Raw genomic sequence first — 25,279 nt, 5'->3', positions numbered from 1 at the left:
TTGTGGCTGCGGTAAGTGCAAGTAAATCCTGAAACTGTCGAGGCGACTCGGCAGTTTTTTTGTTGACGGAAACAAAGTCTGTGAAAGCCTACTAACCTAAAGGTAAGTAAGACACGTTTTTTTCAGCTCTTTTTTTGTTGCCAGCGTTCGCCTATACTGTACTAAGAAACCAAACTTTGGTGAAACTTTAATAGATGCTTACAGCGTAAGTTTTCTATGGACATTTTGAAGGAGGACGCAAGCACATGGTTTATCAAGCAAGCTCAACGCGTTATGCAGAAATGAAATATAATCGTTCCGGGAAATCCGGACTTAAACTGCCAGCGATTTCATTAGGTCTGTGGCACAATTTCGGGGGATTGGATATTCACGAGAATGGACGAGCTATGCTGCTTCGTTCTTTTGACTTAGGTATTACACATTTCGATTTGGCTAATAACTACGGCCCGCCTCCTGGGTCGGCTGAAGAAATGTTCGGTAAAGTACTGAAAAGCGACCTCGGCGCTTATCGTGATGAAATGATCATCTCGACAAAGGCCGGATACCATATGTGGGAAGGACCATACGGGGAGTGGGGCTCTAAGAAATATCTTATTTCTTCGCTGGATCAAAGCTTGAAACGAATGGGCCTTGATTACGTGGACATTTTCTACTCACACAGACCCGATCCGAACACGCCTTTCGAAGAAACGATGGCGGCTCTTGATCAAATTGTTCGTCAAGGTAAAGCTTTGTACGTTGGTCTTTCTAACTACACAGCAGAACAAACGAGAGAAGCGGTCACCATTCTGAAAGGTCTTGGCACACCGCTGCTAATTCACCAACCTTCTTACAGCATGCTGAACCGTTGGATCGAAAGTGGGCTGCAGGACGTGCTGGATGAATTCGGCGTGGGCAGCATCGCGTTCTGTCCGCTTGCTCAAGGTTTGCTGACGAATAAATATGTGAGCGGGGTACCAAGTGATTCACGCGCAGGCGGGAAAAGCCAATTCCTGAATACGAAGGATATTACGGAAGAGAAGTTGAATCAAATTATTCAGTTGAACGAGCTGGCTGCTAGCCGTGGCCAAAGCTTAGCACAAATGTCGCTGGCTTGGGTGCTGCGCGGCGGACGTGTTACTTCAGCATTGATTGGTGCAAGCCGTGTATCCCAGATCGAAGAAAACGTTGCAGCTTTGAAAAATCTGGAGTTCGCTACGGAAGAGTTGGAACAAATTGAAAAAATCCTGAAGTAAACTTCAGGATTCCAATCGTTTATCAATCGCTTCGGACATGGTTCGATCGGTCAAATGCGCATAAATTTGCGTCGTTTCCGGCGAGGCATGCCCAAGCTGCTCTTGTGTTTTGTACAAATCATTCTGCAAGTAATAATCCGTGGCGAAAGAATGTCGCAGCTTATGAACGGACAAATAGGGTTTGCCGAAACGCTTCGCATATTTGATAACAAGCTCCTGTATGGCCCGTTTGGTCATACGAACGCCTTCTTTTTTGCCATTTGCGATGGCAAGGAAGAGGGCTTTTTCTTTTTTCAGCGGCTTATATTGGGTTTGCCGAATAGCTAGATAATCCGTTAGCGCCTCAATGGCATCCTGACGGAAGTAGACAGGCGTTTTGAACGTATCATCATTTTTACCTTTGCGGTAGACATGCGTTAACTTCTTCTTCAGATCAATATCATCAACATTCAGATTAAAAACTTCGGATACACGCAGACCTGAATTCAAAATTAATGTAATGATGCAGATGTCTCTAATTTTGTTGCGTTCATAAGAGTAGATAGCCTGCTTGTTGGAAGCTACGTCATGCTCGTACCCATTCTGGACATAGTCGATGAACTGGGCAATTTCCTCTTCCTGCAGCAGTTTACCTTCCAGCTTGGCAGCAGTATCCTTGGGCCTGTGGGACCGCTTAATTTCCACTTTAGCCATGACATTCCGCTTCAGCAGCGGGTAGAAATTCTCGTCTTCGGCAATTTGGCTTAAATAATGGAAAAGGGATCGGAGTGCGGAAAGCTTCCGGTTAACCGTCGTCTTGACATTGGCATGTTCTCTCCGAACAGCAAGGAACATACGGAAATTATCGACGCTGTCCATATGTAATTTCTCTAAATCTTCGATAGGCACTTGATTGATCGAGGGGGCCGTGCTTAATCCTTCGGCCAGCAGCCAGGATAAGAAGATTTCATAATCGCGCACGTACTCCAGTAGAGAGGAGGGTGAGAGATCCGGCAGCTTATAATTAATAAATTTCTCTATATACCAGGGCATGGTGGGGATTCTTTTCTCTAACTCATGGCGGTCTTTGACTTTAATAATATTCATAGGCACTAGTCACCTCTCTAACGTATGCATGTTGTAAGTATAGCAGTGAGAGAAGAAAATTGGTAGAAGAAGGATGGCTCTGAGACCTTACACCCTATGTTATGATAACTAGATCCAAACTTTATGACGCACTTATACGTCCTACCTCATAGAAGACACATCATTCACGCGTATTTAAAAGGAGCGTTTTTACACTCATGAGCTTACATCCAAATCTGGAGAAATTGTTAATTACCTGTATAACAGAACATAAAGAACACGTTTACCGTTTGGCATTCAGTTATGTAAAAAATCAGGAAGATGCGCTTGATATTGTTCAAGAAGCGATCCATAAAGCGTTTGCCTCTGTGGAATCGTTGAAAAACACAGCGTCGATGAAGAGTTGGTTTTATCGAATTGTTGTGAACACATCGCTGGATTTCTTACGAAAGCACAAGAAGATGCAGGTCGTGGACGAAACGATGCTGGAAGCAATGGACTCAGGCAGTGAAGACGTGTATGCCAATATGGATCTGGAGATAGCTCTGAATGAATTGCCAACCATGTATCGCAGCGTGATTACCCTTAGATATTTTGAGGATTTGAAAATCGATGAAATTGCCGAAGTGCTGAGTGAAAATATTTCGACAATTAAAACCCGATTATATCAAGCCCTGCGGCTGCTTCGTATTCGTATGAACGACGAAAATCCAGAGGAGGCACTCTAAGATGGATAGGAAATTAGAAGAAATGAAACAACAATATATGGATGTCCCGATCCCCAAAGAACTTGATTTTATCGTAACGAAAGCCATCCAACGTCATACGAAGAAAAAGAGAAGTCTCAAATGGTTGACAGCTGCTGCTGCCGCGGCAATTATTTTTGTAGCTGGTATCAACACAAGTCCTGCTTTTGCTCATGCATTGTCCGAAGTGCCGCTGGTGGGAAATTTGATCAAGGTGCTCACGTTTAGAGAATATATGTTTAAAGACCAGACGTATGAAGCCAAGTTGGAAGTGCCCGTGATTACGGATATGAAAAATAAGGAACTTCAGGAATCGCTGAATCAAAAATATCAGGAGGAAGCGAAGAAGCAGTATCAAGAGTTCATGACGGAAATGGACAGCATGAAAGCAGCAGGCAGTGGAGGCCATTTGGGTGTAAACAGCGGTTATGTCGTGAAGACCGATAACGATCGCATTTTATCCGTAGGAAGATACGTGGTAAACATGGTCGGATCGTCTTCGACAACGTTTCAATATGACACCATTGATAAAAAGAAAGAGATTCTCATTACGCTGCCCAGTTTGTTCATGGATGAGCGGTATATCGAGGTGATCAGCGAGAACATCAAATCGCAAATGAATGAGCAGATGAAAGTGGATCAGGGAAAAGTGTATTGGGTGGAAGGCTCCCCGGCACCGGTACAGATGAGCGAAGTCTTCAAGTCCATTAAAAAAGATCAAAACTTTTATATCAATTCGGACGGTCAACTTGTGATTTCGTTTCAAAAGTATGAAGTTGCGCCAGGCTATATGGGCGTTCCTGAATTCGTCATTCCAACCCGTGTGTTATCCGATCTTCTGGTCAGCAAAGACGAATATCTTCGATAAATCAAGCTGCTTTGGATGAGAGGAATAAGATCGGCTCAATTTACTAAAATTAATCGTGTATGGAAAATTCGAGCTGGGGGTTCTTTTATGCCACAACAAAACCAACAAGATCAGGATGACAATAAGCAAAACATTGAACAAATTAAACAGTTTGCCCAAAAAGCGGAGCAAGCTGCTGAACAAACCCTGCAGGTAGCTCAGGAGCTTCACTCCCAGGCTACCGCGGCGGCACTCTCGGAGGCGGAGCAGGAGATTCAGGAGCTGCAGACCCAAATTAAGGATGCGCAGCAGAAATCGGCTACCCTCAAAGAGGAGCTTGATTCCCTTCAACAATCTGGGAATTAATTGAAAAAAGGTATTGTCTGTACATGACATGATGTGTTAAGATGTGGAAAATAAACGGAAGGGCTTCTAGGGATCCGAATCCACGCGGATGGCGAACCGAGCGAAGCCGGCACGGATCAAGTCGTGTTACACCGTAAGGGATAAAAGACCTTCGGAAAGTTCCGCCTGCATAGGCGAAACGGACCGAGAGGTCTTTTTTGCTTTAGTGAATGAAAGGACGGTGGACCTAATGGAGTCGATACGTGTTCAGCAGTTAGGAAAGTCATTTCGTATGAAGAAGAAAGAAGAGGGATTCATCGGCAGTGTGAAGGCGCTCATTAGGCCGCAATACACCGAGAAAGTAGCCGTTGAAGGCATTACGTTCTCTGCTGCTGGAGGAGAAACGCTAGCCTTCCTTGGCCCTAACGGAGCGGGGAAGTCAACGACGATCAAGATGCTGACCGGGATCCTGCATCCCTCCACGGGCGAGGCGGAAGTGCTGGGCTGTTGTCCCTGGAAGGAACGGAACAAGCTTAGTTATCAGATCGGCTCTGTGTTCGGCCAAAAATCGCAGCTCTGGTACCATCTGCCGCCGATCGATACCTTTGAGCTAATGAGCCGTATTTATGAGCTGCGGCGAAGTGATTATATCAAGCGGCGTGATGATCTCATCGAGCGGTTCGAGCTAGGTCCCTACTTGCACACCACCGTTCGAAAGCTGTCTCTAGGCGAGAGGATGCGCTGTGAAATCGCAGCTTCCTTGCTGCATCGTCCCCAAGTGCTCTTCCTGGATGAGCCGACCATCGGATTAGACGTGGTTGTAAAGCAGCGCATCCGAGAGCTTATTCTGGAGTTGAAGCGAGAAGAGGGGACAACGATTTTTCTAACCTCTCACGATGCCGGCGACATTGAACGGCTATGCGATAGAGCCATTGTGATCAATCATGGACGAATTGTGTTCGATGATCGTGTTCAAGTGATGAAGCAGCGCTTCATGACCCACAAGACAGTACGTCTTGTGCTGGAGGACGAACCAGGCGAGATGGAACTGGAAGGCGTGACATTGCTGGAAAAAAACGGCGTGGGTCTTTCCCTGTCGGTGGATACGGGGCTAACGACGATTGAAACAGCCTTATCTCAGATTATGGCGGCTCACCGAATTGTTGACGTCACGGTAGAAGACCCGCCTATGGAGGATATCATCACTCGCATATACGGGGACTATGGCAAGGGAGGGACGGAACATGAACTCCTGGAGCAAATCGGTTAAGTATGTTTTTATCGGCAAAATCACACTGCGTAATCAATTTGCCTATATGATTGATTTTCTCATTCGATCGATCTTCCTGCTTCTGATCCTATATATTTTCCTTCAGCTGTGGCAGACGACGTTCCATGGTGAAGGCACAGATACCATTGCCGGCTATAGTTTCAAACAGATTATGTGGTATCTGGTCATTACGGAATCGATGATTTTGGCTAGTCCCAGCTTGTGCACTCGCGTTGAAGAAGAAGTGAAAAGCGGCGACATTGTGTTTAAATTCGTTCGTCCGGTCAATTTTGTCGTGTTCCACTATGTCGAATACATGAGTGAAGCAGCCATTCGTTTTATCGTAAACGCTATTCTTGGCACCATCTTGGGATTATTAATTATTGGACCGCCGCATTTCGGCTATGGGTTGTTATGGCTTCCGCTTATTGCGCTTTGCGGTTTCACGGTCAATTTTTTGCTGAATATGGTATTAGCGCTCTGCGCTTTCTGGGTGGAAGAGACTCGGGGATTGGAATTTGTGTACAATAAATTTCTATTTACCATAGGCGGCATGCTGATGCCTCTTGAGCTATTCCCTGAAGCACTCCAGCAGGTAGGCCGCTGGCTCCCCTTTCAAACGATTGTTTATCTACCTGCCAAAACAACGGTGGCTTTCGATGCCTCCAATCTGGCCGGAACTATTTCCATACAGCTTATTTGGATGCTGGTAATCGGTGTTATCGTCTTCCTCGTGTATCGGAAAGGAGTGACAAAACTCAATGTTAACGGTGGATAACAAGCGTTTGCCAACAATCAGCGAATACGGGCAGCCCGGGAAGTTTAAGCGATTACTTCGATTTGTTCTGGCGTGCTGGAAGCTCAATCTGGCGGGAGCCATGGAATTTCGCTTGAGTTTTCTGCTTACCGCCGGCATGATGATCATCAATAATGTGGTTTGGATCGTATTCTGGGGAATTTATTTTGGCCGATTCCATGTCTTGAATGGATGGGAGATGCAGGATGTGATGATGCTGTGGGCCGTAGCAGCAGGAGGTTTTGGAGTGATGGCCACATTCTTTGGCAATGCGACCCGGATATCCAATCTGATTGCAACCGGACAGCTTGATATTTATTTAACACAGCCAAAGCCCGTACTGCTGCATGTCCTTATTAGCCGGATGTCGGTTAGTGCCATTGGTGACGTCTTATCTGCCCTTTTGATTTATGCTGCTTTCGGAGATAAGTCAGGGCTTGGTTTTCTTAAATTTGCACTGGCGATGGTACTGTCGACGCTGATTTTTATATTTTTCACGGTCATTGTAAACTGTCTCGCTTTCTGGTTGGGCAGCACGGAGGGACTTAGTTTGCAGTTGTATAATGCACTTCTAACTTTTACAACCTATCCGACCAGCATTTTTAAAGGTCTAGGTAAAATCGTTCTATTCACCGTGCTGCCAGCAGGATTTATTAGTTATTTGCCGATTGGATTATTACGCGAAGTTGACTTGCCGTTTATATTAGCAGCCATTGGTATCGTTCTATTCCTTTGCGTTGTCGCCATTAGCCTATTTTATGGAGGGTTAAGAAGGTATTCATCTGGTAACATGATGGGGCTGAGACGCTAATAGGCATAGGATCCTAATAAGCTGCGCATGCTAGTTAGGTGGCAGACATATTACGTAAATCAAAGGAGTCGATAGAAATGTCAAGACGCCGGCGCGGTCCAGTACCGAATCCGAATATGCAAAGCCAACCTAACGGTATGATGCAGCCAACTTTTCAAGCAACGTCATCGTATCAACCAAGCATGCAACCAAATTTTATGCCGCAAGCACGTAATGATCAAAATCAGTACCAGACCTATCAGGGTGGAATGCCCGTTCCCGGTTCTTCCGGCGACATGAGTGCCCCATATGGTCAACGAAACACGGGTATCAATCACGCAGACGCGCGCAATGTGGGGTTCCAGGGTGGATACACTGGGTATGGAGCGAATGGTCAACCAACACAGTACGGTACGTTTATGAGAGATGGGACGCAGTACGGGGCAGGACCTCACACCATTGATCCGAATAAGGCGATCATTCAAGCCGTTCATTATGGAGACGGCGGCATTCGTAGCGTACAATTTCAAGATGGCAGAATCGTGGATATTGCGGATGCGATAGCGATGACGGAAGCTGGATTAATTGAAGATGTGAATACGGGCCGAAATCGAGAAGGGGAAAAGACGCTAAGGTCTTACCCGGATGGAGATCCAAGCAATAACTTATCGAATTTACCCCGGTTTTAAAGGGATGAAATCAAGCAGTTTGCTACCAAGCAAGCTGCTTTTTTACTTTTTCAAGATTTTTCTCGAAAAATCTCATTTCTGATGTCACACAATCGCATTGCCAGTTGTCTTATTAACGGATGGTTCTGGGCAGTTTTTCAGTAGATAAGAAAGTATAAGTTTTATCCTTTTGCTTCGCATCTACCTTGACAAACGCGTCCGTCCTAAAAGGACGACGAAGTCGTTTATCCTTGTATAGAATGGTTTATTTGGATTTGTTTCATAATATTTAGAACAGATTGAATTTTAAATCAAAGAGAAGAGGTTATTATGCAAAGTTATACCGTGGACCCACAACTTAATAACATCGAAGATTTGTATAAAACCTATAAGTCTCATTTGTTTGCAATTGCTTATCGCATGTTAGGTTCCAGCTCGGATGCCGAGGATATGGTACAAGATTTGTTCATTGGCATGCACGGTTATTTAAATGAAAATATTAATAATATGAAATCATACTTAAGCAAAATGATGATTAATCGGTGCCTGAATGAATTGAAATCTGCACGTAAAAAACGCATTAGTTATGTAGGCAATTGGCTTCCGGAACCATTGGTACAATTGAGTGAAGATAATCCGCTGGATAGCATTGAGCGTCGGGACACGATTTCTTATGCCTTTCTTGTATTGATGGAAAAACTAACACCACTAGAGCGAGCTGTATTTGTCTTAAGAGAGGTCTTTGCTTATGAACATAGCGAAATTGCCGAAATGTTTAATAAAACGGAAGTGAATTGCCGTAAAATTTATAGCCGGGTCAAGAAAAAAGTTGATTTATCTACGGAAAAAAATGACTACTTACAGATGCATCCCGTTGAGGAAAAGGAACTGGTGACGCGATTTATCTCTGCGCTTTCGAACGGCAACGTTCAATCTCTAGTAGACTTATTAACCGAGGATGTCATCTTGGTTGCGGATGGTGGAGGAAAAGTGTCGGCTGCAGCTGTACCTGTCTACATGAAAGAGCGTGTGCTCAAAATATTACAGGCTCTTTCATCAAAATTTCCTGAAAATAAGGCCCAACTCGTTGAGGTTAATGATCAGCAGGGGATATTGTTAACCAAAGATGGTATGCCATCTGGCGTCATTGCTTTTGAGTGGGATGCCTATAAGTTGGCTGTACAACGAATTTTCATTATTTTGAATCCAGATAAGTTAAAACATCTATCCATTTAAAAGCAAATTAAACTCTGGATCCGTGCAAGTGGCGGAATTTCGGAGTTTTGTCTATTAAACAGACAGCTTGCGTCGTTTCTTCATACTGCCAATTGTCCATAAGGTTAAAGGGATGGCAAAGTAGGCGAATGGATAAAAGATCCTAACAAGAAACGTGCTCTTTAGCGTATAAGAAATTTGAATATTGTAAGAGCTATAGATGAGAAATGTCAGTAATATAACTGTCATGCCGCATGCAATATATTTCCAATTTCTGATTCCTGTCCACTCCGATAATCCATAGCTTAGAATGAATAAGCTGACCGCTAACTTAATAAAAGCACCAAATACCCATAATGGGATATAAAGAGCATCGATATTTTGAATGAAATTGAGAATAGATATAAATTTAGTGAGAGAATATACAGGAATTACCAATTGAGTGGCTATGTCGGGGCCAGTTACGAATAGAAGCGCCAGTGCAGCTAAAACACCCCATATCATCGAAACTCCCGTTCCCCAAAGGATCGCTCGCGAGGCAGTTTGCTTGTTCTCTGCAAAAAAGAACAGCATAAGGATGATTGAAGGATCCACCATGTAGGTATATGAATGTAAGGCGCCTTTAAGAATTTTTAACCAACCTGAATCCGAATAGATAGGTAAAACTCTGGTTACTTCCATGTCTTGAGGATTCAGAAATAATTGAATAAACAACGTGAAAACAAAGATTGGGCCTATAACTTCTGCGCATCGGCTGACAGTCGTAATGCCCCCTTTATATACGGCATAAGCAACGAGAAATAACATAAAGAGTAAGATAATAATCATCGGTGTATTGTGCATCAAAACTAGATTCACAAACTCAGCATTCCCTTTTGCGATCGTTGACATTTGCAAAAACCACAGCAGAAAATACACGATGACGATGATTTTGCCAAGAACAGTGCCTAATAGGTCCTTTATGAAGACGACTATTGTTTTATCCTTATTTTGCATACAAACACGGAGCATAACCCAAGTGACCGCCATCATAACCAATCCTCCAAGCAGAATGGAAATCCAACAGTCCTGACGAGCATGCTCCGCGGCCAAATGGATAGGAAGGTAAGAAACGACGATAATGGAAGAAATGCAGATCAGCCAAAACATTTGATAACCACTTACTTTCATATTTCGTACCACTCCTTACCGTCCTCGTTTTATTTGTCCGCCAGTTGCCCCGATGGATTTAAATTGGATATTTGCTTGGACTACCACATGGATTTGCTTAAAATGTTCATCCCAATCCTCTTTATTCAACCGCCACCATGCTGGATACTTGTGGTGCAGGTAAGCACCGATGCTGAAAACGTCCGTGCCCCAACTCTGAACTTTATTAAAGGTAAGTTGTAATTCTTCACTAACTTTCTCATTGAGATATTGTTGTACTTCAAGCATGCTGCCTACTTCGGACATGTCAAGTTGAGTCGTGTTTTCAAGCAGATAAGCTTGTGCTCTAGCAGTTACAGCTACTTGAGTAGGAGCAGGGCCGGCAGCCGATTTCATTTCGCGATTCAGATGGGTCAATCTGAAGGAAAGACTCCCCTTGCCATCCTTCCAAGGAATGGTCAGCACTCGCAACCCATCCTTCCCGGACATCCAGGCTGTTTTATTTCCCTCCAAATCGTCCAAAATCCCCCCGATTTTAAGTTCATTATTCAAGACAGCGAAACCGGATAGTACGGCCAGTAGATCCTTTTTATTCTTGCTTGTTTGCGTATTTTTCATCTGTAGAACCGGAACGAGAGGCCGGTGGTCTTGTGCAACACTGTCGATAACAAATTGCCTTGTAGAGTATTTTTTCATCCCATTGATATTCATTTCTTTGCCAACCGCAATACTAGAGAGATTTTCCAAAGGATTCTTCGTCATCAGGAATTCTTTTGCGCTTTTCCCTCTAATCATAACGGTAATGTCCCTTTGATTGTTGGCAGGATCCCTTCCGAGTTTATCAAATATCTTGTCCACTTCATTCTTAATGAAAAAATCTTCACTAATTGCAATTATAATGCGATGGCTCGTCAGTAATTTTCTTGATATCTCCCTCTGTATTTTTTGATTTGCCTCAAGAACGTCCCTTCCTTTGGCCGACATGACGAGGAAACTGTCCGAGTCTCCGGATCCACTTCCTTTGGAAGTACCATTCATTTGGGAGGGGATGACAATCTGGTGGCTGATTTCGATGTTGCCATTATCAACATGGTCAACAGCCGTCCCCATTACAAATGCCAATTGATTCGGCTCTACAAAATCGGTACAGCCTGAGACGAAGAACATAAATATGACAGATGCGCACGTGATGATTACAGCGCGGATCATGTTTGGCGTCCTTTCTTGTTTTGAAGATTCTTAAACCTATAAGGATAACGGATAATCACATCTTTAAATCGTTTGGCATCGAACGGCGCGAGCGGGCTCAAGAATGGCGTTCCAAAGGATTCAAGCGATACGAGATGAATCAGCAAAAAAATAATGCCAAACGCGAAGCCGACAAAACCAAGCCACCCGGTTATGAACAACAAGAGATAGCGGGTGAAACGGAAGGGCAGGGTGGCACTGTATCTCGGAATGGTATATGCCGCGACACCGGTCAACGAAATAACGATAATAATCGGCGTGGATATAATGCCGGCTTCAACGGCCGCTTGCCCAATTACCAACGCGCCAATAATACTGACAACCGGACCAAGTTGATTAGGAAGGTGTACCCCTGCTTCTTGTAATCCGTCAAAAATAAACATCATAAGGAATACTTCGATGACGGTCGGAAACGGACTGCTTTCTCTTGCTGTTGCGATTTCAATCATGAGAGAGTTAGGGACCATTTCCGGGTGGAACGTTGATAAGGCAACATAGACTGCGGGCAAAGCAAAGGAAGTGAAGGTCAAGATATATCGGATCATACGTGTCAGTAAAACAAAGATGAACCTCTCAAAATAGTCATCAGCCGATTGAAGACCTGACCATAGTGTAATAGGAAGGATTAGGACAAAGGGAGTTCCATTCGTTATAATCGCGACTTTTCCCTCCAGAAGACTTGCCGCTACAATATCAGGTCGTTCGGTATTCTGAATCTGTGAGAAGATAGAGAAAGAGTTATGCTCAAGACACTCCTCGAGATAAGCGGAATCGAGAACGCCTTCAAGTTCTATGGCATTTAACTTATCTCTTACCTCCATTAATACTTTCTCATCTGCTAGTCCCTTCAAATAGGTTAGGACAACTTCAGTCTGCGTATAAGTCCCAACCGTAAAAGATTCCATTTTCAAATGAGAGTGAACGATTCTTCTCCGAATCAACGTTGTATTCGTGCGAATATTTTCGACGAATCCCTCTTTTGACCCCCGTAATGTTGCTTCTTTCCTTGGCTCTTGGATGCTTCTTGTCTCAAATCCTTGCACTTGTGCAATTAGCGCGGTTGCCGCATCATCCACTAATATTCCTAAGCTGCCTTGCAGGATGTGCTGGACAAGATCTTGGAGCGTACAATCCGTCTTGACATCCGTCAAAGGAATCCATTCCTGGCTAAACATGTCGGCTAGAGATTGAATCCGATCCATGCCTTGGGGGAGTCCGCTGAAAATCAGCGGTTTGAGTACGTTATCCTCTATACTTTGTAAGCGAGTCATGCCGTCTAGGTAGACAAGGATTAGTTTGGTTTCGTCTTTTAACATAAAAGATCGAATAACGACATCTGAGCAATCACGGAACTGATCTTTAAGAAAGGCTTCGTTTACTTCGATTGACCTGCTTATTTCGCTCATCGAGGATCACCCCCCATGCATCATAGATGTTGGATATTATTAACAGAGTGTCATTTCGTTATTCAGCGGATGAAGAATGTCACACTTTGAAAGCGCCAATTGTCTTAATAGTGTTATGAAATCAAAAAAGTGGAGGTAACAAAAATGACACAACGTATAAATTACATGCAGCAATCACCGGAATTCACCAAAAAAATGATGGACTTCAGCAACGCTGAGAAGGATAGCTCAATTGAGGAAACAATCCTGCATCTGGTTCACATTAGGGCTTCTCAAATGAATGGTTGTGGATTCTGCGTAGATATGCACGTCAAACAAGCCAAAATTCATGGTGAGAGCGAACTTCGTCTCTATCACCTCCCAATTTGGAGGGAATCCACGTTGTTCTCGCCGCGCGAACGCGCTGCGTTGGCTTGGACTGAAATCCTAACCAAGCTTCCTGAACATGGTGTACCTGATGAAGTGTATGACCGAGTTCGCGGCCAGTTGTCGGAGAAAGAATTGTCAGATTTGAGCTTCTCCATCATGGCGATCAATGCGTGGAACCGTATCAATGTCGGTTTCAAAACAGTTCCAGGTTCAGCTGATGCTGCATTTGGTTTATCGAAAGCTGGACTCAAGTAATTAGTTCATACTTCATTTGTTTGGACTCTATAGACTAGATAATTTCAAATATAAAACCAGGAGGAATTTATATGAAAATTGTTGTTATTGGCGGTAGTGGACTTATCGGAAAAAAACTTGTAAATAACTTACGTGAGCTTGGTCATGAAGTCGTAGCGGCATCACCTTCCTTAGGCATCAACTCCGTTACGGGTGAGGGGCTTGCTGCGGCAATCAACGGCGCACAGGTTGTCGTTGACGTTACGAACGCTCCTTCGTGGGAAGATCAAGCCGTATTAGACTTCTTTAAGACGTCAACGCGAAATCTTCTTGAAGCAGAAGCTGCTGCAGGCGTGCAACATCATGTTGCGTTGTCGGTCGTTGGTACGGATGGCTTGTTGGAGAGTGGATATTTCCGTGCGAAAATGGCGCAAGAAGAGATGATTAAAGCTTCTAAAGTGCCTTATACCATCGTTCGCGCAACTCAGTTCTTCGAGTTCGTTGAAAGTATTGCTCAATTCTCCACGGAAGGTCAAACCGTCCGGATGCCGTCCGCCTTTATTCAACCGATTGTATCCGACGATGTCGCTGCCGCGGTTGCGGACTATGCGTTTGCGGCGCCTGTGAATGGTATTGTCGACTTGGCGGGTCCGGAACGCATGGGTCTTAATGAACTTGTTCGTCGTTTCCTGGACGCCAAAAAGGACGCAAGACAACTTATCACAGACGAAAATTCACGCTACTATGGCGTGCTGTTGAAGCAGCATTCACTCGTTCCACTAGGCGAGGCGCGTATTGCTCCAACACATTTTGAAGAGTGGTTAAATGGCTCTGCGAACTAAGATAAATAGTTCTGCATGGCCGAAAAGGAGAACTGCTTGCGTGCAGTTCTCCTTTTTTAGTACCCCAGGAGGATAACATAATGAAAATAGCTATTATTGGCGGTGGATTAGCTGGATTAACAGCGGCTGCCTACTTGACTGAGAATCCACATGTTGAAGGAATTTTATTCGAACGCAGTCCGCAATTAGGCGGGCGAGCTTTTACTTATGAAAAGGCTGGATTCACATTAAACTACGGCGCACATGCGATATATGGCATCGACCGTCATACCTTGTCGTCCATGGAACATGAATTGCGCCTGACGTTTTCCTCTAAGCAGGTAGATAAACGCAAAGTCGTTTATTCGAAAGGTAATCATCTTACAACGGCGCCGCTGGACGCTATTAATCTATTAACAACAGATCTATTAAGCACCATGCAGAAGGTAAGGTTTGTCGGAGATATCACGGCGATTATTGCCAATATTCATAACTTGAAAAACTACAACACCTTAGGCGACTATTTCGAAGCCTCTAAGGCGGATGATGATGTGAAGGAGTTATGGGAGCATTTGGTTTGCTCCAATTTCTTTATTGCTCCTGAAGATGCTCGTCATGTTTCCGGAGCTGTGATTAGTGAGTACTATCATAATTTGTTTCTGTCAACAAAACCTGTCAATTATGTCCTAGGAAGTTGGTCCGTTATTACGAATCAATTGAAGCAGAAAATAATGACTTCAGAGCAATGGGAAATCGCCATGCAGGAAAGTGTAGAAGAACTTCGATATGAAGATCAGAAATTTATTCTGCAGACCAAAAATCGTAAGCAAGCTTTCGATAAAGTTATTTTTGCCATGCCGGTTCAACAAGTCATCAAATTTCTCAAAGGTACGGCTTGGGAGCCATTCCTTGCTCCATATGAATCCAATACAGCAACTGAAGTAATGATCTACGATGTTGGATTAAGTCAGGTTGTTGCAAGACCTTTTACGTATATTAGCGATATGGATAATAAAATATTTATCACGGATGTGTCGGCAACAGACCATACGCTTGTACCAGAGGGTGGACAATTGCTGCAGGCAATCGCCTATTTGAAAGATCATTTTGATAGTGAGGAGCAGCGTAAAACTTATTTGGATGATAAGAACGCACAGATTGAAGCACTCTTCGATCGGCATTACCCAGGGTGGCGCGTAGTTACCGCGGTGAAACGCGTTTCCAAAAAAGCAATGGTCTCCAGCGTGAAAAACGTTATTACAAATAAGTTACTGGCTACTCGTATCGATCATGTTCCGTTCTATTTTTGTGGAGATGGCTGTGAGGGGAAGGGAGAACTTGCAGAAAGAGCTTTCTCCAGCGCTCGGAATGTGGCTTTGTCCATTGTTAATGAAGTTCATGAAGCTTTACAAAAGGTTTAATAAAATTTTGGTACTCGAACAAAGCAAAATGTATGTCACACTTCAGAGCTGCCAATTGTCTTAATAGTGTTAAGAAAATAATTAAGGAACAGCACAAGGAAGGAATATAAAAATAGCACAACGTGTAAATTATATGCAGCAATCACCTACTAGGAGGAATTCATATGAAAATTGTTGTTATTGGTGGTAGTGGACTTATTGGAAAAAAACTTGTAAATAACCTGCGTGAGCGTGGTCATGACGTAGTGGCCGCATCACCTTCTTTAGGCATCAACTCTATTACTGGAGAAGGATTAGGTGAAGCAATTAGCGGTGCGGAAGTTGTCGTCGATGTTTCGAACGCTCCATCATGGGAAGACCAAGCTGTATTAGAGTTCTTTGAGACCTCAACTCGCAATCTCCTAGCAGCTGAAGCTGCTGCCGGCGTGAAACATCACGTTGCGTTATCCGTCGTTGGTACGGATGGTCTTCTTGAGAGTGGCTATTTCCGGGCAAAGATGGCGCAAGAAGAAATGATTAAGGCCTCTAAAGTTCCTTACACAATCGTTCGTGCGACGCAGTTCTTCGAGTTCGTTGAAAGCATTGCTCAATTCTCTACGGAAGGGCAAACCGTCCGGATGCCGTCCGCCTTTATTCAACCGATTGTATCCGACGATGTCGCTGCCGCGGTTGCGGACTATGCGCTTGCGGCGCCTGTGAATGGCATTGTAGACCTGGCTGGTCCAGAACGCATGGGTCTTGACGAACTCGTGCGTCGCTTCCTGACCGCTAGAAAGGACACTAGGCAGGTAGTGACAGACGAAAACTCACGTTACTACGGCGTGTTATTGAACCAACATTCTCTTGTCCCTCTAGGGGAAGCGCGTATTTCCACGACTCGCTTCGAAGATTGGTTAAAGCGCACTTGAATTATGACCATTGCGAACAATTTTAGTATGAGGAGACCTACAGAATGTGGGTCTTCTTTTTTATTTCACACTTACAAAGCAGGAGCCAGCATTTGTATGAAATTTTAAAATTGATATCGAGTATACTCCAGGTACTATTCTTGGAACTAGGCAAAGGGGATTTCAGCCTATGCTCAAAATTCTATCACCATGGAGGAATATTCAGATGCAAAAGAATAGTTACGAAGTAACAATACAAGCTCCGATTCAATCAGGATTTGGTCCAAGAACGACGGCGCAGGAAGCACTTGGGGGAGAAAAATTGAGCGGTAAAGTCGCTATTGTGACAGGCGGCTACTCGGGACTAGGTCTCGAGACTGCGCGTGTGCTTGCGGAAGCCGGGGCAACGGTTATTGTGCCAGCACGTACGCCCGAGAAGGCTCAGGCATCCGTTTCCCATCTACCTGGGGTTGAACTAGAATCTTTGGATCTTCTAGCTCCTGCCTCCATAGATGCTTTCGCGGAGCGCTTCCTTGCTTCAAATCGTCCCTTGCATATTCTTGTGGATAGTGCCGGGATCATGGCATCGCCGCTTGCTCGTGATTACCGCGGGTATGAAGCTCAGTTTGCAACAAACCACTTAGGACATTTCCAACTTGCAGCAAGACTGTGGCCGGCTTTAGTTAAAGCGGAGGGAGCTAGAGTTGTATCGGTCTCATCGCGAGGTCATGCAATTAGTGGAATGGACTTCAAGGATCCGCTTTTTGAAACTCGCCATTATGAAAAGTGGACGGCGTACGGACAATCCAAAACAGCAAATGCCTTATTTGCGGTCGAGTTGGATAAGCGGGGTCAATCCTATGGTGTTCGTGCTTTTTCTGTCCATCCAGGATCGATTGTAACCGACTTGTCACGCAACCTGTCTGATGATGAAATGCTTGCGATGGGAGCTCTGGACGAACAAGGGCAGCGAGTATTCAGCGAGTATAATGATGAGTTTAAAACAATTTCAGAGGGTGCAGCTACGATTGTCTGGTGTGCTGCAAATAAACAATTGGAAGGTAAAGGGGGCGTCTATTGCGAAAATGTAGATATTGCACAGGCTGTTCCTGCCGATAACCCTCGCGGACCAGGCGTTAAACCATGGGCGACGAATCCGGAATTCGCGGAGCAGCTCTGGCACCTTAGTGAAGAACTTACCGGTATCAAGTTTCCAGTATGAGCAAAAATTTATCAACCGTCCTCAGGTTTTCGAACCGTGTGGGCGGTTTTTTGTCACACTTTGACACTCTCAATTGTCTTATTAATGTCAAGATAGCATATCATTGACCGATTAGAAACAACGAGACAGATCGGGAACAAATCATCTTAGAGAGGTGTCACATGAAAGGAAATTCCTATTACTGGCGCAAACTGCATTCACTACTCGGAGTCATTCCACTCGGGGGCTTCATTCTAGTCCATCTATTGATTAACTTTCAATCGTTTGAACGCGGACCAGAGGGGTTCAGCAGCGGTGTACATTTGGTCAACAGCTTGCCGCTTAAGCCTTTGCTTGAGATCTTTGGAATCTACATTCCGATCCTGTTCCATGGCGTGTATGGACTTTATATGGCTTATCAATCCAATATGAACTCGGGACAATACACGTACGGTCGCAATTGGGCGTTTACTTTTCAACGTATAACGGGGGTCATTACGTTTATTTTCGTTTTCTGGCATTTTTTTAATACACGCCTTCAAGTCTACCTTGGGACCATCACGCATGATGATCTTGGGTCTACGATGCATCAAATTGCTACGAATCCAACCTATTTCGTCCTATATGTGATAGGGGTATTGTCAGCAGTATTCCATTTCAGTAATGGTCTATGGGCTTTTATGATTAGTTGGGGGGTCACGATATCACCGAGATCACAACAAATCTCCTCTAAAATTTGTATGGGGGTTTTTGTGCTTGTTTCGCTGCTATTCCTTCTTTCGCTCATTGCGTTCACTGGCGAGGAATTTAAAGGAGCGGCTAATGCCGCTGTACTACTCGGTAGGTATAGTTAAAGGAGGGACCCCTTGAATTAAAACTTGGTGAATTCCTGCCAATTCATAACGGGATAAAGTTGCTGTCACAGCTCTTGACAGCAAACTTTATCCCGCTTTTTTATTTAAAGAAATAGTCAATAGCGCGGTAAGAAAATGCCTAGTTTATGAATTTTTAATATGTGGTTTAGATCTAGTTTATTTCCATTTATTATCTTATAGATACTACAATTACAGGGGGATTGCGGGATTATGAAAGTGCTAAACATGACACAGAAGAAGTGGCTCTTGAGCTTGCACATCCTTTTTTCAGCCATTATGCTCGGTACAAGTGTAACATTTCTTATTTTGAGTATAACGGCAGCGAGCTCTAATGATTCAGGATTAATACTTTCTTGCTATAAGGCTATGCATGTTTTATCTACAACTTCTGTGAGAGCTTCATTTATTGGAACAATAGTGACAGGGTTGCTGTTATCCGTATGGACTCACTGGGGCTTGGTGAAATATTATTGGATCATAGCGAAGGAAATACTTAGTTTGCTTGCGCTTATTTTAGGTCCTATCGGCATGTATATATATACACTTCAAGGCATATCGCTGATAACGGATGTAGGGGTAGAGGGAGCAAATCAAGGGGCTTTGGTAGTAAACACGCTATCGTTGTTCATTGGTATAGGTTTACAGTTGATCTCCTTGGTTTCCATGTTTCTACTTTCCGTTTTTAAGCCGTGGGGGAAGCGCAAATAGATTAGGCAAGCCCTCTACTATGGAAAAAGTGTAGATGTAGTCCAGTCATCTAGAAATGAGATATCGAGTATCTCATTTCTGTATTATACAAGATAGAAGAATCATTGTAAGATACATGAGCAGGCCAGAAACAAGACATATCAATAGCGTCTTGAAAAAGGACGCATTTTTTTAACTAAATTAACTACCTTTTAATAGGTAGAGACGGAGAGTGGAGAAAATGAGTATTCAAAGTAAAGTGGTCGTAATTACAGGAGGAAGCAGTGGGATTGGGAAAGCAGCAGCAGTGGAACTCGTAAAAAGAGGAGCTAACGTAGTCATCAACGGCCGTCGTGAACAAGAGTTGATTAAGGCTGCCAATGAAATCGATCCGACAGGTACGCATGTCGCTTATGTTGCAGGCGATATTTCAAACCCGAAAGTAGCTGAGCAGTTAATCGGCGAAGGACTTGCGCGTTTTGGACGCATTGACACACTGATTAATAATGCTGGGATTTTTATTGCTAAACCATTCACCGAATACACGGAAGAAGATTTTGCATCGATCCTTTCCGTCAATGTCGCAGGCTTCTTCCATCTCACTCAGCGTGCGTTAATCGAGATGTTGAAAGAGGGTTCAGGCCATATCATCAACATCACAGCAAGTGGGTTTATTGAACAGCCAATTAAAGCCATTCCTGCTGCACTGCCGGCTTTAACCAAAGGCGGTTTGAACTCAGCTACGAAGTCACTGGCAATCGAGTTCGCGGACAAAGGCATCCGAGTGAACGCAGTCGCGCCTGGAATCACCAAAACACCGATGCATCCGGTTGAGAATCACGCTTATTTAGCTACATTACACCCGATGGGCCGAATGGGCGAGATGCAGGAAATTGTTGATGCTATTTTATATCTGGAATCCGCAAATTTTGTGACGGGAGAAATTCTTCACGTCGATGGTGGTCAAAACGCAGGACAGTGGTAAGCAAGTCTAAGTAAGAGAGTCGTTGATAGAATCGAACATAAAATATAAAGTTTGGAGCGATATTCGTGAGTATCTTTAAAAAACTATTTAAAAAGGAGTCTACACAAGTGTCAACATCAAAGGTGAATTTAGCCGTTATTTATTACAGTTCAAATGGGACCAATTATCAATTAACGCAATGGGCCGCTGAAGGAGGACTTCAAGCAGGTGCAGAGGTCAAAATTCTCAAAGTGCCGGAAACTGCGCCACAATCTGTGATAGATAACAATCCATCTTGGAAAGCTCATCTTGAGCAAACCAAGGATATTCCTACCGTGTCTTTGGCAGATTTGGAGTGGGCAGACGCGATCATCTTTAGTATGCCCACAAGATTCGGTAATCTACCAGCTCAAATGAAACAGTTCATAGATACGACAGGAGGCCTTTGGGCACAAGGGAAAACGGTGAATAAAGTGGTGAGCGCCATGACTTCCGCCCAAAATCCGAATGCAGGTCAGGAACAAACGATTCTTCAATTATACACTTCCATGTACCATTGGGGTGCGATTGTGGCAGCGCCAGGGTTCACGGATCCTTCGGTATTTGTTGCAGGCGGCAATCCGTACGGGACAAGCGTAACCGTGGATCAAAATGGAGCGATTAAGGAAGACGCGCGCGCTGCTGCCCAGCACCAAGCAAAACGCGCTGTGTCTGTTGCCAAATGGGTAAAGGCCGGTTTAGCTCAATAATATTGCTAATTCTTTATATAATCCCAGTGCCGTATTGGTACTGGGATTATATGCGTTATTTCCTAACCATAACAAGGAGAGCGCGATGAAGATGACCATTCATCCAAGAATATTTTTGGAGAAAAAATGGGAAATTAGATCTATCCGTGTTTTCTGTAGGAGGCTGTTCAGTGAAATGGTTTAGGAAATGGATGCGCACGAAACCTGGGTATCCAATTATACCTGAGGAACTTCAATCTGAAGGTGAAGAGAACTCCGGGTTAACCGAGGATTTAGAGCATAATGAATTTATTCTTAAACGGATATTCCACAACAGCTCTGATATCGTTTTCCGTCATGTTCAAATGGCTGGACACAACCACTGGCTTATTATCTACTTTGCAACCCTGGTTGAAGAAGAGTTGATTAATGATCATATCTTGAAGCCATTAATCGCTGCATCGGAAAGACAGGAAGAGATAGCAAAAACAGAATGGCTGGATGATCAAAGTATCTCCCTAGGGATGACGAGTGTTATATCCAAAGTAACTGACATCGTGAAACAAGTCTTAAATGGCCATGCAGCCGTGATCACCATAGGGAACTGCGATGCGATGATGGTGAAGGTGAATGCCAAATCAACAAGAAGCCTAGACGAACCGACATCTGAACCCGTCATCCGCGGGCCCAGGGTTGGATTTATCGAAAATATTTCAAGGAATATAGGGTTAATTCGCTCCTTAATTAAGACTTCAAGATTAAAAATGGAGTCTTTTATACTCGGTGAACTTTCACAAACGCAAGTTGTTATAACTTATATTGTTGGAATTGCTTCGGAGACGATCATTGAGGAAGTTAGAGAAAGGGTTGGAAGGATTAAAATAGACGGAATCCTTGATTCAGGGTACGTGGAGGAGTTTATCGAGGATAGTCCATTTTCCCCATTTCCACTTGTACACAGTACGGAACGACCGGATGTGGTTGCAGCCGAACTATTGGAAGGAAAAGTAGCTATTCTCGTGGATACATCTCCTTTTGTTTTAATTGTTCCCATGACCTTCTGGACGGGGCTCCAGGCAAGTGAGGATTATTACATCCGCTGGCCAATCGCCACTTTTGTGCGATGGATTCGTTTCCTTTTCATTAGTATCGCGATATTTGCTCCTCCTCTATACGTCGCAATTACGACCTTCAATCAGGAAATGATTCCTACTAATCTGGTACTGAGTATTGCCTCCTCTAGAGAGCCTGTTCCTTTTCCAGCCGTAATCGAAGCCTTCTTAATGGAAATTATATTTGAAGCCTTACGGGAAGCAGGGATTCGATTACCTAGGCAAATCGGGCAAGCGATAAGTATTGTAGGGGCATTGGTCATCGGACAAGCGGCTGTATTAGCAGGCATAATTTCCGCACCGGTCGTTATTATTGTGTCCATTACTGGTATTGCAGCGTTCACGATTCCTCGTTACAGTTTTGCTAATGGAATCCGATTGCTACGATTTCCCATGCTATTACTGGCGGGTACGCTTGGTCTTTATGGCATTGTAATCGGTTTACTGGGTATTGTGTTACATATCTCATCGCTTCGTTCGTTCGGAGTCCCATACTTTGCTCCAGCAACTCCGATGACATTCTCTGAATTAAAGGATGTCATCATCCGGGCACCTATATGGGCTAAAACTCAACGTCCTAAAGCAACAAGCTTTAACGACGCAGTACGTGAGCCTGCAGGTCAAAAACCAAGCCCTGAATCTGCGGGCAAAAGGAAGGGAGCTCCAGAATGAAACCATTCCTTTTTATAGGGGTACTAATCACACTGCTGACCACAAGTGGCTGTTGGGACCGAACGGAAATAAACGATCTTGCTTTCATTATGGGTACGGCATTTGACATAACCGAAGACGGGAACTATATCTTATCCCATCAAATTGCAATTCCTTCCTCTGCGCAAGGAGGGCCGGGGAGTGGAGGCAACAGCAACGAGAAGTTTTTCGTTATTTCCGCTGAGGGTAGTAATGTGAATGAAGCTTTCTATAGGCTTCAGAAAAAAAGTTCGCGTAGACTGTTTACTGCACACCGCGTCGTTATTTACATTGGTGAGAAGCTGTCTAAACGTGGAATTCAAGACATTCTCGACATTTACACCCACGATTCAAAACAACGCTTAAAAACATATATCATGGTTGTAAAGGGAGGAGAAGGGCGGGACATTCTGAAAGTGAAATACCCCTTTGAACAAGTGCCCAGTGAAGCCATCAAGGAAATGGAAGGCTTAAGAAATGAGCTGGCAATCTCATTGCGAGACTTTTTTTTAGCCTCGTCTGGAGAAGGAATCAGCCCCGTTTTGGGAGCCATCACGCCGGATGGCATAACAGAAGGAGTCAAAGAAAGCCATATATTTAAGCTAGCCGGCTCGGCCATTTTTAAGGACTTCAAATTAGCTGGTTTTCTAAACGAGAATGAAACCAATGGATTTCTATGGGTTACAAATAGAATGAAGCATGGGAGCCTTAATGCAAATATACCAGATAGCGGTGGAACGGTTGGGATGATTTTATCAAAAACGGATCGGAAAATTACTCCGGAGATCAGTGGGGGTAAGATTAAATTTAACATACAGCTTCAAGGTGAAGGGAATATTTGGGAAAATAACACCAATTTAGATATTCGAATACCAGAGAATCTTAAAATTGTTGAGGAAGCCTTGGAGAAAGCGGTTGAAGAACAAATTCACGATACGTTATCCAAAGTCCAGAAGCAATACAAAGTAGATAGTGTGGGTTTTGGCAGAGAAATCTACCGTGACGAGCCGAAACAGTGGAAAACGTTGAAAGATCAATGGGACAATAAGTATCCGGAGGTAGCCGTTTCCTTTGATGTAAAGATAAATATATTAGGCAGCGGGATGGCAGGTCCTCCTTTACATTTGAAGAGAAAGGAGATCATAAAATGATCGTCAAAATCATTCTTTTTGTATCTTTCATGATCGTATGGTCTTTTGTTACAATCCGATCTAATCTGCAAAGGCAAAAAAATAGAGAAGCAGCGGTATTCAGCGGTTTAATGGCCATATCGTCTATCGTCGGCTCTTTATTAATTGCTCGAGTTGAGCTGCCGAGTATGGTCGTCCCGTTCAAAATTGTTTTTGAACCCATCGGAAAAATGCTTTTAATGCGCTGAAGGCATAGCTTTTCTTTTGATTGTGTCTATCAGGAGAAGTAAAAGCGGTATGAGGCTTTGTGTTACAAAACCCCCGCTCGGGTAAATTAATGTAAGATAAGTCTGAAGTTCAGCACCATTTTTGAAAACCCAAACAGATCCAATGAGGCACAAGAGGGTGATTGGCGCCACGAGATCACGATAATTCCGAATGCCGAAAATCTGGCTTATACTAATACTTAATATAAACAATGACACCGAAACTTTCACGAAACTCCCAATGACCCATACCATGACAGCAATGGCTTCGAGGCGTTCGAATGAACCTTCAATACCTATATATTGCATAACACTTAAATACGAATAGTTGAGTTGACCTGTTAACGAACCGAGAACCAAAATCGTAGATAAAACAATGATAAAAATAAAAACAAAGATACATATAAGCGCATACAAGGAAATTTTAAACGCCTTTTGGGGTTGATTCAAATAGGGAAGCAGCCATCCCAAAATAAACAACTGATTCATAAATGCTCCTGCCGGTAGGATGGCTCCTTGTAATACCGGCAGAAAGCCGTCTGCTAAAACTGGTTTTAGTTGTTCATGATCCGCTGCACCAATCGTCAGTATCAAAAGTGGAATCAAAAAAACCAATTTCAGTGGCGTAAGAAACTCAGAACATCTTCCAATGACCTCAATACCCATATATACAGCTAGACCGCAAAGGATCAATAACGTCAGACTTCCTATGATGGACGGACTTCTTGGTAATAGCAGTGTTTTAATGAAAAAGGTATGTTGTATGGTCATAATCGAAATAGACATAAACCAAAAGTAGATATAATAAAGGCCCAAACAGGTTCCTAACCATTTACCGAGTATTTTTTGACTATACGCTATGATTGTCAGACCCGGATATCGATTCGCGAGTTTGGTCATCACCCAAATACTTAGTAAACCTGTTGTAGTCGATGGTATCACCGATATCCAAGCATCTTGTTTGGCAAACATCGCCATCAATCCAGGAATGGTTAAGACGATCGTGGAAGCGATAAAAGAGAATAGTAGGATACCTAATTGGTTACCTGTAATTTTTTCTGTATGTTGCATAGCAGCCCCCCCTCACCTAACCTCACAGAGGTTGCTCCAAGTA

General features: G+C 43.7%; 26 protein-coding genes. 21 read left to right on the top strand and 5 right to left on the bottom strand.

The window, feature by feature from the left end:
* The first annotated feature begins 245 nt into the window (after positions 1-245).
* Positions 246-1,235, top strand: a complete 990-nt coding sequence (gene mgrA, locus RQP52_RS09160) for an L-glyceraldehyde 3-phosphate reductase (protein WP_315950979.1) — start codon at positions 246-248, stop codon at positions 1,233-1,235.
* A gap of 3 nt (positions 1,236-1,238) precedes the next feature.
* Here mgrA and xerS read toward each other — a convergent pair whose 3' ends face one another.
* Entirely contained in the window at positions 1,239-2,321 is a 1,083-nt protein-coding gene (xerS, locus tag RQP52_RS09155; protein ID WP_315950978.1) for a tyrosine recombinase XerS, read from the bottom strand.
* A 197-nt stretch (positions 2,322-2,518) separates the two neighbouring features.
* Between xerS and RQP52_RS09150 the strand changes: the two genes are divergently transcribed.
* The 8 genes from RQP52_RS09150 to RQP52_RS09115 all read left to right on the top strand — a co-directional run bounded on the left by RQP52_RS09150 (position 2,519) and on the right by RQP52_RS09115 (position 8,998).
* A complete protein-coding gene (locus RQP52_RS09150) occupies positions 2,519-3,028 on the top strand; it encodes an RNA polymerase sigma factor (RefSeq protein ID WP_315950977.1) in 510 nt (169 codons plus the stop codon).
* Position 3,029: 1 nt separating this feature from the next.
* The gene (locus tag RQP52_RS09145; RefSeq protein ID WP_315950975.1) at positions 3,030-3,914 is read left to right on the top strand and encodes a DUF3298 and DUF4163 domain-containing protein; all 885 of its coding nucleotides are present in this window, start codon (positions 3,030-3,032) and stop codon (positions 3,912-3,914) included.
* 87 nt (positions 3,915-4,001) lie between these two features.
* Entirely contained in the window at positions 4,002-4,259 is a 258-nt protein-coding gene (locus tag RQP52_RS09140; protein WP_315950973.1) for a hypothetical protein, read from the top strand.
* Between the two features lie 229 nt (positions 4,260-4,488).
* Positions 4,489-5,508, top strand: a complete 1,020-nt coding sequence (locus RQP52_RS09135) for an ABC transporter ATP-binding protein (protein WP_315950972.1) — start codon at positions 4,489-4,491, stop codon at positions 5,506-5,508.
* Positions 5,483-6,286 (top strand): ABC transporter permease, encoded by an 804-nt coding sequence (locus RQP52_RS09130; protein WP_315950971.1) that lies wholly within the window; start codon positions 5,483-5,485, stop codon positions 6,284-6,286. Before RQP52_RS09135 ends, RQP52_RS09130 begins: the two co-directional genes overlap by 26 nt.
* Entirely contained in the window at positions 6,270-7,115 is an 846-nt protein-coding gene (locus tag RQP52_RS09125; protein ID WP_315950970.1) for an ABC transporter permease, read from the top strand. Before RQP52_RS09130 ends, RQP52_RS09125 begins: the two co-directional genes overlap by 17 nt.
* A gap of 77 nt (positions 7,116-7,192) precedes the next feature.
* The gene (locus tag RQP52_RS09120; RefSeq protein ID WP_315950969.1) at positions 7,193-7,783 is read left to right on the top strand and encodes a DUF3892 domain-containing protein; all 591 of its coding nucleotides are present in this window, start codon (positions 7,193-7,195) and stop codon (positions 7,781-7,783) included.
* 309 nt (positions 7,784-8,092) lie between these two features.
* The gene (locus tag RQP52_RS09115; RefSeq protein WP_315950968.1) at positions 8,093-8,998 is read left to right on the top strand and encodes an RNA polymerase sigma-70 factor; all 906 of its coding nucleotides are present in this window, start codon (positions 8,093-8,095) and stop codon (positions 8,996-8,998) included.
* A 54-nt stretch (positions 8,999-9,052) separates the two neighbouring features.
* Here the strand turns inward: RQP52_RS09115 and RQP52_RS09110 are convergent, their stop codons facing one another.
* The 3 genes from RQP52_RS09110 to RQP52_RS09100 are packed head-to-tail and all read right to left on the bottom strand — an operon-like array spanning position 9,053 to position 12,780.
* Positions 9,053-10,147, bottom strand: coding sequence for a GerAB/ArcD/ProY family transporter (locus RQP52_RS09110; RefSeq protein WP_315950967.1), 1,095 nt, complete (start codon positions 10,145-10,147; stop codon positions 9,053-9,055).
* Between the two features lie 15 nt (positions 10,148-10,162).
* Positions 10,163-11,335, bottom strand: a complete 1,173-nt coding sequence (locus RQP52_RS09105) for a Ger(x)C family spore germination protein (protein WP_315950966.1) — start codon at positions 11,333-11,335, stop codon at positions 10,163-10,165.
* Positions 11,332-12,780: a spore germination protein gene (locus tag RQP52_RS09100; protein ID WP_315950964.1), complete on the bottom strand. Its 1,449-nt coding sequence runs from the start codon at positions 12,778-12,780 to the stop codon at positions 11,332-11,334. Before RQP52_RS09100 ends, RQP52_RS09105 begins: the two co-directional genes overlap by 4 nt.
* Before the next feature lie 144 nt (positions 12,781-12,924).
* On the opposite strand from RQP52_RS09100, the gene RQP52_RS09095 reads away from it, so the two are divergent.
* The 12 genes from RQP52_RS09095 to RQP52_RS09040 all read left to right on the top strand — a co-directional run bounded on the left by RQP52_RS09095 (position 12,925) and on the right by RQP52_RS09040 (position 24,147).
* Complete coding sequence (locus RQP52_RS09095) at positions 12,925-13,404, top strand: carboxymuconolactone decarboxylase family protein (protein ID WP_157321082.1); 480 nt, start codon at positions 12,925-12,927, stop codon at positions 13,402-13,404.
* A 71-nt stretch (positions 13,405-13,475) separates the two neighbouring features.
* The gene (locus tag RQP52_RS09090; RefSeq protein ID WP_315950962.1) at positions 13,476-14,225 is read left to right on the top strand and encodes an SDR family oxidoreductase; all 750 of its coding nucleotides are present in this window, start codon (positions 13,476-13,478) and stop codon (positions 14,223-14,225) included.
* A gap of 80 nt (positions 14,226-14,305) precedes the next feature.
* Entirely contained in the window at positions 14,306-15,625 is a 1,320-nt protein-coding gene (locus RQP52_RS09085; protein WP_315950961.1) for an FAD-dependent oxidoreductase, read from the top strand.
* A gap of 245 nt (positions 15,626-15,870) precedes the next feature.
* Positions 15,871-16,533 carry an SDR family oxidoreductase gene (locus tag RQP52_RS09080; protein WP_315950959.1) on the top strand — a complete coding sequence of 221 codons (663 nt, stop codon included), beginning with the start codon at positions 15,871-15,873 and terminating at the stop codon, positions 16,531-16,533.
* 205 nt (positions 16,534-16,738) lie between these two features.
* Entirely contained in the window at positions 16,739-17,734 is a 996-nt protein-coding gene (locus tag RQP52_RS09075) for an oxidoreductase (protein WP_315950958.1), read from the top strand.
* Positions 17,735-17,895: 161 nt separating this feature from the next.
* Positions 17,896-18,567, top strand: a complete 672-nt coding sequence (locus tag RQP52_RS09070) for a succinate dehydrogenase cytochrome b558 subunit (protein ID WP_315950956.1) — start codon at positions 17,896-17,898, stop codon at positions 18,565-18,567.
* Between the two features lie 231 nt (positions 18,568-18,798).
* Complete coding sequence (locus RQP52_RS09065) at positions 18,799-19,296, top strand: hypothetical protein (protein ID WP_315950954.1); 498 nt, start codon at positions 18,799-18,801, stop codon at positions 19,294-19,296.
* 220 nt (positions 19,297-19,516) lie between these two features.
* The gene (locus RQP52_RS09060; RefSeq protein WP_315950952.1) at positions 19,517-20,260 is read left to right on the top strand and encodes an SDR family NAD(P)-dependent oxidoreductase; all 744 of its coding nucleotides are present in this window, start codon (positions 19,517-19,519) and stop codon (positions 20,258-20,260) included.
* 65 nt (positions 20,261-20,325) lie between these two features.
* Positions 20,326-20,988 (top strand): NAD(P)H:quinone oxidoreductase, encoded by a 663-nt coding sequence (gene wrbA / locus RQP52_RS09055; RefSeq protein WP_379175176.1) that lies wholly within the window; start codon positions 20,326-20,328, stop codon positions 20,986-20,988.
* Between the two features lie 191 nt (positions 20,989-21,179).
* Entirely contained in the window at positions 21,180-22,751 is a 1,572-nt protein-coding gene (locus RQP52_RS09050) for a spore germination protein (protein WP_379175179.1), read from the top strand.
* Positions 22,748-23,920, top strand: coding sequence for a Ger(x)C family spore germination protein (locus RQP52_RS09045; protein ID WP_315950949.1), 1,173 nt, complete (start codon positions 22,748-22,750; stop codon positions 23,918-23,920). The genes RQP52_RS09050 and RQP52_RS09045 overlap by 4 nt, the downstream gene beginning before the upstream one ends.
* Complete coding sequence (locus RQP52_RS09040) at positions 23,917-24,147, top strand: hypothetical protein (protein ID WP_315950948.1); 231 nt, start codon at positions 23,917-23,919, stop codon at positions 24,145-24,147. Before RQP52_RS09045 ends, RQP52_RS09040 begins: the two co-directional genes overlap by 4 nt.
* Here RQP52_RS09040 and RQP52_RS09035 read toward each other — a convergent pair.
* Entirely contained in the window at positions 24,136-25,236 is a 1,101-nt protein-coding gene (locus RQP52_RS09035; protein WP_315950947.1) for a GerAB/ArcD/ProY family transporter, read from the bottom strand. The genes RQP52_RS09040 and RQP52_RS09035 overlap by 12 nt on opposite strands.
* Positions 25,237-25,279 lie beyond the last annotated feature (43 nt).

Source organism: Paenibacillus violae (assembly GCF_032461945.1).
Classification (GTDB): domain Bacteria; phylum Bacillota; class Bacilli; order Paenibacillales; family NBRC-103111; genus Paenibacillus_E; species Paenibacillus_E violae.
Note: the sequence above shows the minus strand (reverse complement) of the source record. Positions and strands in the feature narration are given on the sequence as shown.